This window comes from Neisseria sp. HMSC065C04 (assembly GCF_001815375.1).
GTDB classification, from domain to species: domain Bacteria; phylum Pseudomonadota; class Gammaproteobacteria; order Burkholderiales; family Neisseriaceae; genus Neisseria; species Neisseria flavescens_D.
Map to the genome: position 1 here is coordinate 87,374 of NZ_KV820422.1, position 14,675 is coordinate 102,048.

Genomic DNA, 14,675 nt, shown 5'->3' on the forward strand with positions numbered 1-14,675 from the left:
GATAAAGGCCGTCTGAAAGATAAATTTCAGACGGCCTTTTTAACGGCTCTTATTATTGCTCTTCCGGCTCCGGTTTGTCTTTGCCGAACAAGTTGTCAAAGCGGATGGTGTATTTCAACTCGCCACCGGAGGAGCGTGTGCCGATGCGGGCAACGGCTTGGATGGCGCGGGTCAGTTGGTACACGAGTTTGACGGATTGTTCGGCGCTGGAGATGCCGTATTCGTAACCTGCGTAGAGGTTGTTGGTGAGCTGTTTGCCGACGGTCAGGACTTGTTCGGCAGGGTTGAGTTCGCCGGTTTGGGCATTGCGGCTGCGTTTGCTGGTAAAGCCCAAATCATCGACAAGGCCGATGCGGTCGTTGACTTGGCCGGCAAGCAGCGCGCTGGCGGCCGCAGAGAGCGTGGCATTGTCGCCGTCGCTGCCGCTGCTGGCACGGTTGAGGATGAGCCAGGAGAGTTTGTCTTTTTCACTCATGGCTTCCTTGGCAACCAGGGTTACGCGCGGATTGTTGAGGCTGCCGAGGACTTCGACGCCAGCGCCGACTGGGGAGAGACGGCGTTCGGCACGGATGTTGAGGTTTGGATTGGTCAGCGGGCCGACAAAGGAAACCGATCCTTTGGTGATGTCGAGGTCTTGGCCGTAGGCTTTGTAGCGGCCTTTGACAACGCGCACGGTACCGACGCCTTGGACGGCTTCGCCCGGACGGGACGTGATGGCCAGTTTGCCGCCGATGGTAACGTCTGCGCCGTAGCCGACAAAACGGACATTGTCGTTGATGTTCAGGGTAAGGTTCATGTTGATGGGCGTGGTGGCCGTTGCTTCTTTTGGGGTTTCTCCCAATACGACCACGTCGTCATCGAGGGTCGGCATGGAGGATTTTTGCGAACCGAACCTGCCGTAGTCGGTATTGAGCGTGCCGTTGAGCGATACGCCTTTTTCCGGATTGTAGAGGACTTTGGCCGCGCCGGAGAGCTGCAGTTGGCGGTTTGGACGCGAGAGGGTGCGGTATTTGTCGAAGACGATGTCCACGTCGACATCGGGGTTGGCGTTGGCAAGGTTGACCGCGCCTTTGAGCTCAATCGTGCCGCCACGGTGGAATTTGAGGCTGTCGATGACCCATTTTTGACCCTGCAGGCGCGAACGCAATACGCCGTTGTCGAGAATCAGGCCTTGGGTTTGATGGCGGTAATAGAGGTTGTCGCCGTTAATCAGGCCGCTCAGTTGCGGATCGTTCAGACGGCCTGCCAAGTTGACGGCGGCGTTCAGACGGCCTTTGAGGGTTTGGCCGACGGGCAGGAAGTTACGGAAGACTTCGAGGTTGGCAACGTTCAGGTTGAGTTTGCCGCTCAGAGGGGCGGTATCGAAGCTGGTGCCCTGACCGATGTTGACGGTACCGTCGGCCCGGCCGTAATTGGTTTGGAGGTCGAGGTTGCTGTTGACGGTAGGCGAACCGAGTCGGCCGCCGATGGTGGCGGTCGCGTTCAGACGGCCTGCAATGCCTTGGGCTGTCGCCGGCATAAAGGATTTGAGCGAGCCTAAATCGGGAACGCTAATATTGACTTTGCCGCTGACAGGGGCGTTGCTGATGTTGTTGCCGAACTGCTGGGCGATGCCGAGCGTGCCGTCAACTTTGCCGAAGCGGGTGTTGCCTTCCAGCGTGCTGTCGATGCGGCCGTTTTGGAAACGGGTGCGCAGGGCGAGTGCGGAAAGTCCCAAAGGTTGTTTGTTTTTCGGATCTTTGCTCGGCAGGATGATGTCGCCGCTTTGACGGTTGATGTTGAGGAAGCCGCGCGCGTTTTGACTGTACGCCAAATCCCAGTCGCCGCCCAAGACGAGGTTGTGTTCGATGGGCGGGGTGTAGAAGTTGTGCAATTCGGTAATGTGCAGATTTTGCGCGCTGCCTTTGCTGGTAATGCCGGCTTTTTTGTCCCAAACGAAATTTTGCAGGTTGAGGCTGCCGCCCATGGCCGCCCAGCGTGCGCTGCTGAGGGAAACGCGTTCGCTGCCGGCCTCGAGGTTGAGGCGGTTTTGCAGTTTGAGGTTGAACGCGCCGCTAATGTCGAGCGTGTCGACCGTGCCTTTCCATTGGGTTTGGTCTTTGTTGAGGCCGCCGGTGGCGTCGAGGTCGAGCTTATAGCGTTTGTTGTCCACAGCCATGCTGCTGTTGCCGCGGATGTGGTGGTGCGAACCTGTGCCGCTGATGAGCAGGTTGACGTTGTCGATCATGGCCGCGCCGCCGGAGACGGCGATGTGTTCGCCTTTAATATCGGCACTCAACGGACGGTTGGTATCTGGCGAACCTTTAAGCTTGAAGTCGAGGGTGCGGATGTTGACGGTATCGGCGACTTTGAAGTTGCGCGCTTCGCCGTTCAAATCGGCTTCAAGGGTTTTGAGGCCGTCTGAAAAGCTGCCGGAGATATAGCCGCGCGCGTTGAGCAGGCCGCCCAAGCCGAAGCCGAAACGCGACAAATCGGGGGCGGTAATGTTGAGGTTGAGGCGGTCGCCTTTTTTGCCGAAGCTGCCGTTGGTTTTGATGACGTTGCTGCCGAGGGTCAGGTCGGTCAGGGCGCGTGAGAGGTGTTCGTTTTCATAGGCGACGTCGGCTTTGCCACTGAGCGGAACGCCGTTGAGCGTACTCGGTGCAAACTGCATTTTGCCGGCGAATTTTTCTTGCGCCAGTATGCCGGTCAAGTTGATGTTGCCGTTGACGCTGCCTTGCGGAAGTTGCGGATCGATGCGAGCAGGGTTGAAGGCTTTGCTGACGATGTCCAGTTGCAGTTTGCGGTCTTTGAAGAGTTCGAGCGAGCCTTTGGCGTTGAGTTCACCGCCGTTTTGCGGAACCAGGCGGACTTTGTCGAGCTTGAGCGTGCGCTGGCCGAGCTGTTTGTCGGTTTGGAAAAACAGCATGCCGTCTGTGCGCGCAAATCCGCTGTCGAGATTCCAGTTGACGACGGGGGAGGAGGTTTCGCCTTTGACGTCGATGCTGCCGTTCAGACGGCCTGCGATGTTTTGACGGATAAAGTCGTCCGCGCCGGTATTGTTGATGCCCAGTGCGAGTTTGAGCTGGTCTTGGGCGGTGTCGATAGTGCCGGATACGTCGATGCTGCCGTCTTTGAGCAGGCCGACGCCAATGTCTTCGATTTTGACCGTGCCTTTGTCGTCGACAATGAATTCGCCGAGGATGCGTTTGACGGGGATATGGTTTTCATCGGCAAAACCGGCTTGGTCGTTTTCCAAGTCTATCGAGCCTTCCAGCGCAACGCCGTCTGTAAAGGACGGAATAGTGGTGGCGTCGAAATTCAGACGTGCTTTGGGCAGGCTGGGCAGGAAGGCCTGCGGATTGATGTTGGAACCTTTAACCAGGATTTCGCCGACGGTTTCGTTGAGGCTGTCGGCGAATGGGTGGATGGTGGATTTGGCAGACAAATGAACGTTGTCGCCGTCGAGCAGCAGGTCGGTGTACACGTCTTGCAGGCTGCCCCACAGGCGCACCGTGCCGTGTATGGTTTCGCCCTCAAGCTGGCCTTTGGTGTAGATGGCTGTATTGAGGACGTAGGGTTTGTTCAAACCGAGCACCACCGCGCCTGTCGAGCTGCTCCAAGGCGTGTCGGCGGTTTTGATGTGGAGGCGGTGTTCTTTTTTGTCGTAATGATAGGCCGCGTGCAGATGGTCGAGATAGACGGTCTGCTTGTCAAAACGCTTGCCTACGCTGATTTTGCCGGTTTCCAAACGGTCGAGATAGGCGGTAACGGGCAGGTCTATGCTGTCGGGCAGGCCTTTTGAAGGCTCTTCTTCTTTAGGCGGCGTGCGTTTGGTCACGATGGCGATGTCGCCGGCCACGACTTCGGTAATGTGCAAGGACGGACGGGTCAGTTCGGACGGTTTCCAATCAAAGCGGAAGCTGCTGATTTTGACATCCGCACCTTCTGTTTCAATCAACCATTTGTCGCCTTCAAAACCTTCAATCAGCGTGCCCTTCAGCGTATCCGAAGAGATTTTGACGCCGAACCATGACGGGATTTTGTACAAACCGAAACGCAAACCCGATTCCGTACCGACCAGCCAGCCGATTGCGCCGGTGGAAACGGTCAATACGCCCAAGGTGGACAGGACAAAGCCGCGCAACAGGCGTTTTTTGCGCTTTGGTGGGGCGGGCTGTTGTTCAGACGGCGTGGAAGTGTTTGCAGTATCGGTCATGATATTTTTCTGTTTGTCTGTTGTTCAGACGGCCTGGAATGGCTGAGGCCGTCTGAAAGAATGGATGGTGTATGTTTGTTAAAACCTTGTGCCTAAGCTGATGTGCCAGCGGATTTTTTTGTCGTGGTGGCCGTAGGCAATGTCGAAGGAGAACGGCGCAACCGGGCTGAACCAGCGCACGCCCAAGCCGGTACCGTGTTTTAAGGTCATGTGTTTGAAGTTGCTTGCCGCATCGCCGACATCGTGGAAGATGGCGCCGGAGAAGCTCTTGGTAACCGGGAATTGATATTCGAGGCTGCCGACCACCAAGGCGCGTTGCGGCAGGACGGAGCCGTTGGGGCCGGCCAAGCCGATGCTGTCGAGTTCGTAACCGCGTACAGAAGTCGCGCCGCCGGTGCGGAACATCAGGCTGGACGGCACTTCTTCGCCTTCGCGGGCATAAACATAGCCTGCCTGTCCGCGTACGATGAACGTACCGAGTTTTTTGTTTTCAGGCGTGAAGAAATAGCCTGCCCGTGCCGTGGCGCGTGCCATTTGGGTGGAGGAGAGGAGTTTGCCCAAAGTTGTACCGATTTTGCCGTCGAGGTAATAGCCGTTTTGAGGGTGCAGCTCGGTTTCGATGCTTTGTCGTTTCCATGAGGCGGTCAGCATGGTGGCATGGCTTCGGCCCAAATCGTAGCTGGTGTCGGGGACTTTGCGGTCTTCGGTAATGAATTCAAGGCCGAAGCGTGCATCAATATTGTTGCGGTCGCGGACATACCAAATGCCGCTGGACAGGGCGCGTTTTTCAAGGTTTTGCGTGGTCGAGCGGTTGTAGGAAACGTTGCTTGTCCAGTAGTTGCCGCGGTTGTTGCGCGGCTGGCTGATACCGGCGGCCAGCGTGGTTTCGTATTTGTCCATGTCCCAAACTACCGAGCCGATGTAGCCTTTGTTAAAGAGGTTGTAATAGTCGTAGGCGATGCGGCCGCCGATTCCGTATTCGGAGTCGTAGCGGATACCGGTTTCCAGTTTGTGGCGTTTGACTTCGGTCACGTTGATTTTGACGGGAACGCGGTCGCCTTGCAGTTGGTCGAAGTCGGCCTGTACGGACGCGCCGGAATAGTGGCCGTTTTGTTCGAGTGCCTGTTGCAGGTCGAGGATTTTGTCTAAGTCGTAAGGCGAACCGGGTTGGAAGCGCGCCATGCCGGAAACCACGCTTTCAGGGTAGCGGCGCGTGCCGGTGATTTGGAACTCACCAAAGTAAATCGGGCGGTTGCTTTCCACGATGACGTTTAAGTCGGCCTTTTGCGTATTGGGATTGATGGTGGCCTGGGTGGTGGTAAGTTTCGCCAAAGGGTATTTTTTACGCGTTACCGCGCTGAGGACGGAGGTTTTACTCGCATTCCAGCCGTCTTGGTCGAAGTTTTCGCCAATGGGCTGCTGCCAGTTTTCCATCGCATTTTGGTAGTACTCGGCCAGATTTTCATCATTCAATACGTCGCCGAGGATGGCCACGCTGACGTTGTCGATTTTGGTGCGCGGGCCGGGGGTAACGTTGACGGTGTAGCTCTCGCCGTGGTCTTGAATACTGACGTTGCTGTTGAAATAGCCTTTGGTTCGGAGCATGGTTTTGACGTTGTCGGGCGCCTCTTCGGCAAGGAAGCCGACCTGCTCTTTGTCCAGCTCTTCGTCCTGCTGCTGGGTAATCAGCGGCAGGTATTCCTCAAGCATTTCTTTGACTTCGCTGTCTTGGGTGTCGATTTTGACGGGGAATTTGGGCTTGAGTTTGCCTGTTTGGTCGTCTTTGGGCTGTTTGGGCATTTCGGATTCGGGAACAGCCTCGTAGTCTTCCGCTTTGGGAACGGAAGTATCTACTGCCAACGCGTGTCCGTAGGCGAGCGCCAATGATGCAAATAAAACAGGGTAGGTCAGTTTGGTCATGATGTGTGTTCGACAGCGACAATTCTTCAGTTTGGGGATTTTAACACTATTTCTGCAAGGTTTCAGGCTATGGATATAAACGGAAATTTAGCGCGATAACGTTGCAAAATGCGGCTTAAGGGCGGATTTTGGTTTGTTTCTATCTGATTGTAATATTTATGTTTTTGTGTTTTGACTGATGAAGTTGCCTTTATATTCGGCCTTATGGCGCAGATTTCAGGCTGTCTGAAAGCAAGATACAGAGAAGTAAAGCAACGGTATGGGCATACTTTAAAGTAGGGTTTGACTGTATTTTTGGAATAAAGTGCCAATTGTGTTATAAATATTAAACTTTAATGCCGTTTTTGTGAGGTGTGCATGAAAACCTCGCCGACAAATGATTTTTTATTTTAGAATGTAAGACTTTTTTAACATATCTTTAAATTGAAGGAACGGATATGGCAAGTGGCAATCCGCTTTTGAACGCGCTCAACAGCGTCAGCCTGGTGGTACAAATCGCCATCGGCTTGGTTTTAGGTATTCTTGTGGGCGCAGTTTCGCCGCAAGTCGGTATCAGCGCAGGACTGCTGGGCAGCCTGTTTGTCGGTGCGCTTAAGGCTATTGCGCCGATTTTGGTATTTGTTTTGGTGACTGCCGCCATCGCGCAACACCAAAAAGGCAATCAGGCCCACATAAAACCGATTTTGATTTTGTATATTTTCGGTACGTTCGCAGCGGCTGTGGTGGCGGTTGTCGCCAGCATGGCATTCCCGACCACGCTGATTCTGCGTGCGGCCGGCGATGTGTCCGTTGCGCCGCCTTCCGGCATTGTCGAAGTGTTGAAAACGCTGCTGATGAATTTGGTGGCTAACCCGATTAACGCGCTGGCTAATGCCAACTATATCGGCATTTTGGCTTGGGCCCTGATATTGGGTGCGGCTTTGCGCCATCACGGTTCGGATACGACCCGCCAAGTGGCGGCCGATTTGGCTGATACCGTTTCGACCGTCGTGAAATGGATTATCCGTTTTGCGCCGCTGGGTATTTTCGGCTTGGTGTCTTCTACCATTGCCGAAACCGGTTTTGAAGCGCTTGCCGGCTATATGCAGCTGTTGGCCGTATTGCTCGGCTGTATGCTGTTTATCGCTTTGGTGGTCAATCCGATTATTGTGTGGACGCAAATCCGCAGCAATCCTTTCCCGCTGGTGTTTACCTGCCTGCGCGAAAGCGGCGTGTATGCCTTCTTTACCCGTTCTTCCGCCGCCAACATCCCTGTGAACATGGCATTGGCAAAAAAACTGGGTCTGCACGAAGACACTTACTCTATCTCCATTCCATTGGGTGCAACCATCAATATGGCCGGTGCGGCCATCACCATTACCGTTTTGGCGATGGCTGCGGCGCACACGCAAGGCATTACGGTTGACTTCGCCACCGCCCTGCTGCTGAGCCTGGTGGCTACCGTCAGCGCGTGCGGTGCATCCGGTGTGGCCGGCGGCTCATTGCTGCTGATTCCTTTGGCGTGCAGCCTGTTCGGTATCGATAACGATGTGGCCATGCAGGTGGTTGCTGTCGGCTTCATCATCGGCGTGATTCAAGACTCTGCAGAAACTGCGTTGAACTCTTCCACCGACGTTTTGTTTACTGCCGCTGCCGATTTAGGTCGTCAACGTAAAGAGTAATTTTTAGGGTTAACCTAAATCCAGCAAAGGCCGTCTGAAAAGTTTCAGACGGCCTTTGTTTTGGGCAAAGAAAAGGGATTTTTAGATGGACAAATCAATAGATTGGTTTGATCGGACTGACGGTATCTGCTGTTATCAGTTGGATTTTTCCCGTAAAATACAGCCTTGAATGTATTTGAGTTATCCTTTTCAGACGGCCTGGCCGTCTTATCAAATTTGCAAAAACAATGATTAAAAAAATATTCTCATGGTTCGAGTCCCGCATCGACCCTTATCCCGAAGCCGCCCCGAAAACGCCAGAAAAAGGGTTGTGGCGGTTTATTTGGAGCAACATTGAAGGCGTGCGCAAATGGATTGCCGTGTTGGCCGTGTTTACGGTCGGCGTCGGCATCATGGAAGCCTTGATGTTCCAATTTATGGGCAAGGTAGTCGACTGGCTCGGCGCTTATACGCCGCAAACGCTTTTTGTTGAAAAAGGCCATGCATTAATCGGCATGATGGCCATGGTGGCATTTTTTGCCGTTTGGACCTTTTTCGCTTCCAATGTGCGCCTGCAAACCCTGCAAGGCGTGTTCCCCATGCGCCTGCGCTGGAATTTCCACCGCCTGATGCTGGGTCAAAGCCTGGGCTTTTATCAGGACGAGTTTGCCGGCCGCGTGTCCGCCAAAGTCATGCAAACCGCGCTGGCGCTGCGTGATGTGGTGATGACCGTTGCCGATATGGTTGTGTATGTGTTGGTGTACTTCATCACTTCCGGCGTGATTCTGTCCTCATTCGATGCCTGGCTTATCGTGCCGTTTATCTGCTGGATGATTGGATTCGCGATGATTATGCGTTTCCTGATTCCCAAGCTCGGCAGAACCGCTGCGCGTCAGGCCGATGCGCGCTCGCTGATGACCGGTCGCATTACCGACGCCTACTCCAATATCGCCACCGTCAAACTCTTCTCCCACGGTGCACGCGAGGCCGCTTATGCCAAGCAGTCGATGGAAGAATTTATGGTAACCGTCCATGCCCAAATGCGTTTGGCAACGCTGCTGCACACCTGCAGCTTTATCGTCAACAGCTCGCTGACCGTCGGTACGACCGCCTTGGGCATTTGGCTTTGGTATCACGGCCAAGTCGGCGTAGGCGCGGTAGCCACCGCCACGGCCATGGCATTGCGCGTGAACGGTTTGTCGCAATACATCATGTGGGAATCCGCCCGATTGTTTGAAAACATCGGTACCGTCAACGACGGCATGGCCACCCTGTCCAAACCCCACACCATCCTCGACAAGCCGCAAGCCCTGCCGCTGAAAGTTACCCGAGGCGAAATCAAGTTTGAACACGTCGATTTCTCCTACGAAGCCGGCAAACCGCTCCTCAACGGCTTTAACCTGAATATCAAACCCGGCGAAAAAGTCGGCTTGATCGGCCGCAGCGGCGCAGGCAAATCCACCATCGTCAACCTACTCCTGCGCTTTTACGAACCGCAAAGCGGCACGATTTCGATCGACGGCCAAAACGTGGACAGCGTAACCCAAGAAAGTCTACGCGCCCAAATCGGTTTGGTAACGCAAGACACTTCCCTGCTGCACCGCTCCGTGCGCGACAACATTATCTACGGCCGCCCCGACGCCACAGACGCCGAAATGATTTCCGCCGCCGAACGCGCCGAAGCCGCCGACTTCATCCCCAACCTTTCCGACGCTAAAGGCCGGCGCGGTTATGACGCACACGTCGGCGAACGCGGCGTGAAACTTTCCGGCGGACAGCGCCAACGCATCGCCATCGCCCGCGTCATGCTCAAAGACGCGCCGATTCTGTTGCTTGACGAAGCCACCAGCGCGCTCGACTCCGAAGTCGAAGCCGCCATCCAAGAAAGCCTCGACAAAATGATGGAAGGCAAAACCGTGATTGCCATCGCCCACCGCCTCTCCACCATCGCCGCGATGGACCGCCTCATCGTCTTGGACAAAGGCCGCATCATCGAAGAAGGCAGCCACACCGAGTTGCTCGCGAAACAAGGCCTGTACGCCAAACTTTGGGCGCACCAAAGCGGCGGTTTCTTGAGTGAGCATGTCGAGTGGGAAAACAATTAAACGCTTTGAAAGAAGATAAAAGGCCGTCTGAAAACATTTTCAGACGGCCTTTATTCATGAAGCAAAGGGCAGGTGGGATAACTGCTTTTTCAGTTGAAACCTCAGTTTTTTACAGCCCCAGTGACCAAGCATTTTGGTGTTCGGACAAGTCTTCCAAGCGGTTTTCGTAATGGGCGAAGATTTCTTCGATAATTTCGTCTTCGTCGTCGATGACGCGGATCAGGTTCAAATCCTCTTCCAAAATCAGGTTTCTGCCCAGCAACTGCTCGCGTATCCAGTCCAACAGTCCCGCCCAAAAGGCTTTGCCTACTAAGATAATCGGGCGGTCGGGCGTTTTGCCGGTTTGCACTAAAGTCAGGCTTTCAAACAATTCGTCCAACGTGCCGAAACCGCCGGGCATGACGACATACGCCACGGCGTGTTTGACGAACATGACTTTGCGCGGGAAGAAGTGTTGGAATTTAATCGACAAATCCTGATACGGATTGGCTTTTTGTTCGTGCGGCAACACGATATTCAGCCCCACCGCCGGACTTGCGCCTGCAAACGCACCTTTGTTGGCCGCTTCCATAATGCCCGGCCCGCCGCCGGAAATGACGGAAAATCCGGCATCCGACAGTTTGCGCGCCAAGCGCAATGTGAATGCGTAGTCGGGATGGTTTTCGGGCGTGCGCGCGCTGCCGTAAATGCTGACGGCCGGCTGAATGGCGCGCAATTCTTCGCCGGCTTCGACAAATTCGGAAATAATCTTTAATACATGATACGACTCGCGCGCCTGAATATCGCGGCGTGTTTCGTCGGGCAGCATGGGTTTGGGCAGTTTTTTGAGCAGGCTCACGGCTTTTCCTTCGTGTTTTTATGTGCCGTATTGTAACCCGAAAGGGGCGGGCCGTCTGAAAGTCGGGTTTTGGCGGCAAGTGTGCCTGCCACATTTTCAAAAGCCCGTTACAATATCTGCTTTTATTCAACTGCTCCGCCATGCTCGATATTATCCACCGCGACAGCCGTACCATCGCCGTCAACAAACCTGCCGGAATGCTGGTGCACCGAAGCTGGTTAGACAAACACGAAACCCGTTTTGCCGTGCAGACCCTGCGCGACCAAATCGGGCAACACGTCTATCCCGTCCACCGCCTCGACCGCCCGACTTCCGGCGTCTTGCTGTTTGCCCTCGATACGGAAGCCGCACGATTATTGACGCAGCAGTTTGAAAACAAAACCATCGAAAAAACCTATTGGGCGATTGTTCGCGGTCATCTGCCTTCAGACGGCCTGATTGATTACGCCCTCAAATATATGCCCGACAAAATCGCCGAAGCGCAGACCGAAGCCACATTGCAGGAAGCGCAAACCGCCTACCGCTGTCTGGCGCAAACCGAGTTGCCGTTCCAATCCGCCCTGCGTTACCCGACCTCGCGTTATTCGTGGGCAGAACTTACGCCGCACACCGGACGCAAACACCAACTCCGCCGCCATATGAAACACATTTTCCACCCCATCGTCGGCGACACCAACTACGGCGATTTGCGCCAAAACCATGCCGTTGCCGAACATATCGGCACGCAACGCCTGATGTTGCACGCGCGAAGCCTCAGTTTTCAAAGCATAGAAGACGGCAGCCGGATTGCCGTACAAGCGCCGATAGACAACGACTGGCGGCTTTGGATGGAAAAATTTAAAACCGAGGCCGTCTGAAAAGCCAAGCCGCACATTTTCAGACGACCCAGTCATGGAAAAAAACAGGCAAATCCCTTACAATACGCCCCTAAAATTTTGAAAGAACACAAGAATCATGGAAGCCGAAGTAATCAACCAGCTTAACAACACCCTAAACGACCTGGAGAAGCGCAGCGAAGACATCCGCGTCTATATGGACTACCAAGGCAAAAAAGACCGCCTTGAAGAAGTCGTCGGCCTCTCCGAAGACCCGGAACTCTGGAACGACCCCAAACGCGCCCAAGAAATCGGCAAAGAGCGCAAAATCCTCGAAGGCATCGTGGTAACCCTCGACAACATCGCCACAGGTATCGAAGACAACCGCATGCTGATCGAAATGGCCGTCGAAGAAAACGACGAAGAAGGTTTCGCCGCCGTGCAGGAAGACGTGGCCGGTTTGGAAAAACAAATGGCCGACCTCGAATTCAAACGGATGTTCAACCAGCCTGCCGACCCGAACAACTGCTTTATCGACATCACCGCAGGCGCGGGCGGTACCGAAGCGGAAGACTGGGCGGGTATGCTGTTCCGTATGTACAGCCGCTACGCCGAGCGCAAAGGCTTCAAAATCGAAATCCTTGAAGAAGACGACGGCGAAATCGCAGGCATCAACCGCGCCACCATCCGCGTGGAAGGCGAATACGCCTACGGCTTGCTGCGTACCGAAACCGGCGTTCACCGCCTGGTGCGCTACTCGCCGTTTGACTCCAACAACAAACGCCATACGTCTTTTTCATCCGTGTTTGTTTACCCCGAAATCGACGACTCCATCGAAATCGAAATCAACCCCGCCGATTTGCGTATCGACACTTACCGCGCATCCGGTGCCGGCGGTCAGCACATTAACAAAACCGACTCCGCCGTGCGTATTACCCACGAGCCGACCGGTATTGTGGTGCAATGTCAAAACGACCGTTCGCAACACGCCAACAAAGCCGCCGCGATGGAAATGTTGAAATCCAAACTGTACGAATTGGAAATGCGCAAACGTAACGAAGAGAAACAGGCGTTGGAAGAAGGCAAGTCCGATGTGGGTTGGGGCAGCCAAATCCGCTCATACGTTTTGGATTCCTCGCGCATTAAAGACTTGCGCACGGGCTACGAAGTCGGCAACACCAAAGCCGTATTGGACGGCGACCTGGACGGCTTCATCGAAGCCAGCCTGAAACAAGGTGTGTAAACCGTAAGAGATAAACAGGCCGTCTGAAAGTTTTCAGACGGCATTTTTCAGTTTGAAAGAAACATTATTTTGCAAATATTAAAACATGTTTTGCAAATGCAAAGATTGGCGGTAATATATAGTTTCTATAAAAATGACTGGTAGGTATAACAGGCCGTCTGAAGCCTGAGCCTGTCTAATATATAGGAGAACTCATAATGTCCGGTCAAAAGCCGTCTTCTGCCGAGAAAACCTTCTTCGGCCATCCTTTGCAATTATCCACCCTATTCCATATTGAGCTGTGGGAACGTTTTTCCTTCTACGGTATGCAGGGCATCCTGCTGATTTATCTGTATTACGCCGCGAATCAAGGCGGTTTGGGTATGGATAAGGCTTTGGCCGGCGGTATCGTTGGCGCATACGGCGGCAGCGTTTACCTGTCCACTATTCTCGGCGCATGGTTGGCCGACCGCATTTGGGGCGCGGAACGTACCCTGTTTATTGCCGGTATCGTCGTGATGACCGGCCATATTTTATTGGCGATTGTGCCGGGTTTGATGGGATTGCTGTTGGGCTTGGTGTTTATCGCACTGGGCAGCGGCGGCGTGAAATCGTCTGCCGGTTCGATGGTCGGCTCTTTGTATGAACGGGACGACCTGCGCGAATTGCGTGATGCCGGTTTCTCCATTTTCTATATTTCCATCAATATCGGCGGTTTCTTAGGCCCTTTGTTGACCGGTATTTTGCAAGACAGAATGGGATTCCATTACGGTTTCGGCGCGGCGGCCGTCGGTATGGCATTTGGCCTGCTGTGGTATTCGCGCGGCCGTAAAAACCTGCCGCATACGCCGGCTCCGAATCCGTTGCGCCCTGAAAAGATACAGACTGCAATAGCTGTCGGTGTGTTGCTGGTTTTGGTGTTGGGCAGCGTGATTGCTTCCGGCGCGCTTAATCTTGAGAATTTTTCACGCTGGCTCTTGGGCGTGGTCATTATCACTGTTATCGCTTATTTTGCACGCCTGCTGGGCAGCAGCCAGGTTGAGGCGGCCAATAAACGTTACATCATGGCCTATATTCCGTTGTTTTTGACCATTTGTATGTTCTGGGCGGTTTGGTTTCAGGTGTACACCGTTGCAACGGTTTATTTCGACGAAACGGTTGACCGTACTTTCTTCGGCTTTACCGTGCCTGTTTCATGGAAAGATTCGATACAGGCCATGTGGGTGGTTCTCTTTTCCGGCGTGATGGCGGCGGTGTGGACGAAAATGGGCAAACGCCAACCTAAAACGCCGTTGAAATTTGCGCTGGCCATGTTGATAACCGGTGTCTCTTATTTGTGTTTCATTCCGTATATTTCATCCGAGACCCCGATGCCGATTATCGTGTTTATGCTGGTGTTGCTGGCGATTACGATAGGTGAGTTGATGCTGTCGCCGATTTCGCTGTCGTTTTCCACTAAAATCGCACCGAGCATGTTTAAAACACAAATGGTTGCGTTGAATTTCTTAGCATTGTCCATCGGCTTTACCTTGGGCGGAGTGTTGTTTAAAGACTACTACAATGCTCAGTCGCCATTGGATTTCTACTGGATGCTGGCCACCATCGGCGCAGTAACCTGCGGTATCCTGCTGGTACTTACCCCGGTATTGAACCGCATGCTCAAAGGTGTCGATTGATTTTTCTATTTAAAATAATGTGATGTACGCAGGCCGTCTGAAAAGAATCAGTTTTCAGACGGCCTGATGCTTTTATTGAGGTTTGGGAAAGGACGGTTTTCCAGATTTTTGAAGTAAATCGGACAGGCGGAAAATCCGAATTAAATGATACATGATTAAAACGAAATTAAAATTTGGAAATATTAAATAAGAATAAGAATTGTTCTCATAACTTTATTGAATTTATTAGGGTTTTTTTGCTGATTTGCTGATATTTACCTT

8 protein-coding genes are annotated in these 14,675 nt (G+C 53.5%); 5 read left to right on the plus strand and 3 right to left on the minus strand.

Features of this window, described 5'->3' with window-relative positions:
* Window positions 1-52: 52 nt before the first annotated feature.
* Both HMPREF3022_RS09385 and HMPREF3022_RS09390 read right to left on the minus strand, forming a co-directional pair.
* Window positions 53-4,198: a translocation/assembly module TamB domain-containing protein gene (locus HMPREF3022_RS09385; protein WP_070765534.1), complete on the minus strand. Its 4,146-nt coding sequence runs from the start codon at window positions 4,196-4,198 to the stop codon at window positions 53-55.
* Window positions 4,199-4,276: 78 nt separating this feature from the next.
* On the minus strand, window positions 4,277-6,118 hold the full coding sequence (locus HMPREF3022_RS09390) for an autotransporter assembly complex protein TamA (RefSeq protein ID WP_070765535.1): 1,842 nt from the start codon (window positions 6,116-6,118) through the stop codon (window positions 4,277-4,279).
* Window positions 6,119-6,555: 437 nt separating this feature from the next.
* On the opposite strand from HMPREF3022_RS09390, the gene sstT reads away from it, so the two are divergent.
* Both sstT and HMPREF3022_RS09400 read left to right on the plus strand, forming a co-directional pair.
* Window positions 6,556-7,779: a serine/threonine transporter SstT gene (gene sstT / locus HMPREF3022_RS09395; protein WP_070765536.1), complete on the plus strand. Its 1,224-nt coding sequence runs from the start codon at window positions 6,556-6,558 to the stop codon at window positions 7,777-7,779.
* 227 nt (window positions 7,780-8,006) lie between these two features.
* Complete coding sequence (locus tag HMPREF3022_RS09400) at window positions 8,007-9,863, plus strand: ABC transporter ATP-binding protein (RefSeq protein WP_049349253.1); 1,857 nt, start codon at window positions 8,007-8,009, stop codon at window positions 9,861-9,863.
* Window positions 9,864-9,972: 109 nt separating this feature from the next.
* On the opposite strand, the gene HMPREF3022_RS09405 is transcribed toward HMPREF3022_RS09400, so the two are convergent.
* On the minus strand, window positions 9,973-10,701 hold the full coding sequence (locus tag HMPREF3022_RS09405; protein ID WP_003747857.1) for an LOG family protein: 729 nt from the start codon (window positions 10,699-10,701) through the stop codon (window positions 9,973-9,975).
* A 140-nt stretch (window positions 10,702-10,841) separates the two neighbouring features.
* On the opposite strand from HMPREF3022_RS09405, the gene truC reads away from it, so the two are divergent.
* The 3 genes from truC to HMPREF3022_RS09420 all read left to right on the plus strand — a co-directional run bounded on the left by truC (window position 10,842) and on the right by HMPREF3022_RS09420 (window position 14,414).
* On the plus strand, window positions 10,842-11,558 hold the full coding sequence (truC, locus tag HMPREF3022_RS09410) for a tRNA pseudouridine(65) synthase TruC (protein WP_049333004.1): 717 nt from the start codon (window positions 10,842-10,844) through the stop codon (window positions 11,556-11,558).
* Between the two features lie 97 nt (window positions 11,559-11,655).
* Window positions 11,656-12,759, plus strand: a complete 1,104-nt coding sequence (gene prfB, locus HMPREF3022_RS09415) for a peptide chain release factor 2 (protein WP_003681666.1) — start codon at window positions 11,656-11,658, stop codon at window positions 12,757-12,759.
* A gap of 197 nt (window positions 12,760-12,956) precedes the next feature.
* Window positions 12,957-14,414 carry an oligopeptide:H+ symporter gene (locus HMPREF3022_RS09420; RefSeq protein ID WP_049333001.1) on the plus strand — a complete coding sequence of 486 codons (1,458 nt, stop codon included), beginning with the start codon at window positions 12,957-12,959 and terminating at the stop codon, window positions 14,412-14,414.
* The last annotated feature ends 261 nt before the right edge of the window (window positions 14,415-14,675 follow it).

Coding starts and splice junctions, on each gene's coding strand:
- HMPREF3022_RS09400 (WP_049349253.1), top strand. CDS start 8,007: ATGATTAAAAAAATATTCTCATGGTTCGAGTCCCGCATCGACCCTTAT.
- HMPREF3022_RS09390 (WP_070765535.1), bottom strand. CDS start 6,118: ATGACCAAACTGACCTACCCTGTTTTATTTGCATCATTGGCGCTCGCC.
- prfB (WP_003681666.1), top strand. CDS start 11,656: ATGGAAGCCGAAGTAATCAACCAGCTTAACAACACCCTAAACGACCTG.
- HMPREF3022_RS09420 (WP_049333001.1), top strand. CDS start 12,957: ATGTCCGGTCAAAAGCCGTCTTCTGCCGAGAAAACCTTCTTCGGCCAT.
- sstT (WP_070765536.1), top strand. CDS start 6,556: ATGGCAAGTGGCAATCCGCTTTTGAACGCGCTCAACAGCGTCAGCCTG.
- truC (WP_049333004.1), top strand. CDS start 10,842: ATGCTCGATATTATCCACCGCGACAGCCGTACCATCGCCGTCAACAAA.
- HMPREF3022_RS09385 (WP_070765534.1), bottom strand. CDS start 4,198: ATGACCGATACTGCAAACACTTCCACGCCGTCTGAACAACAGCCCGCC.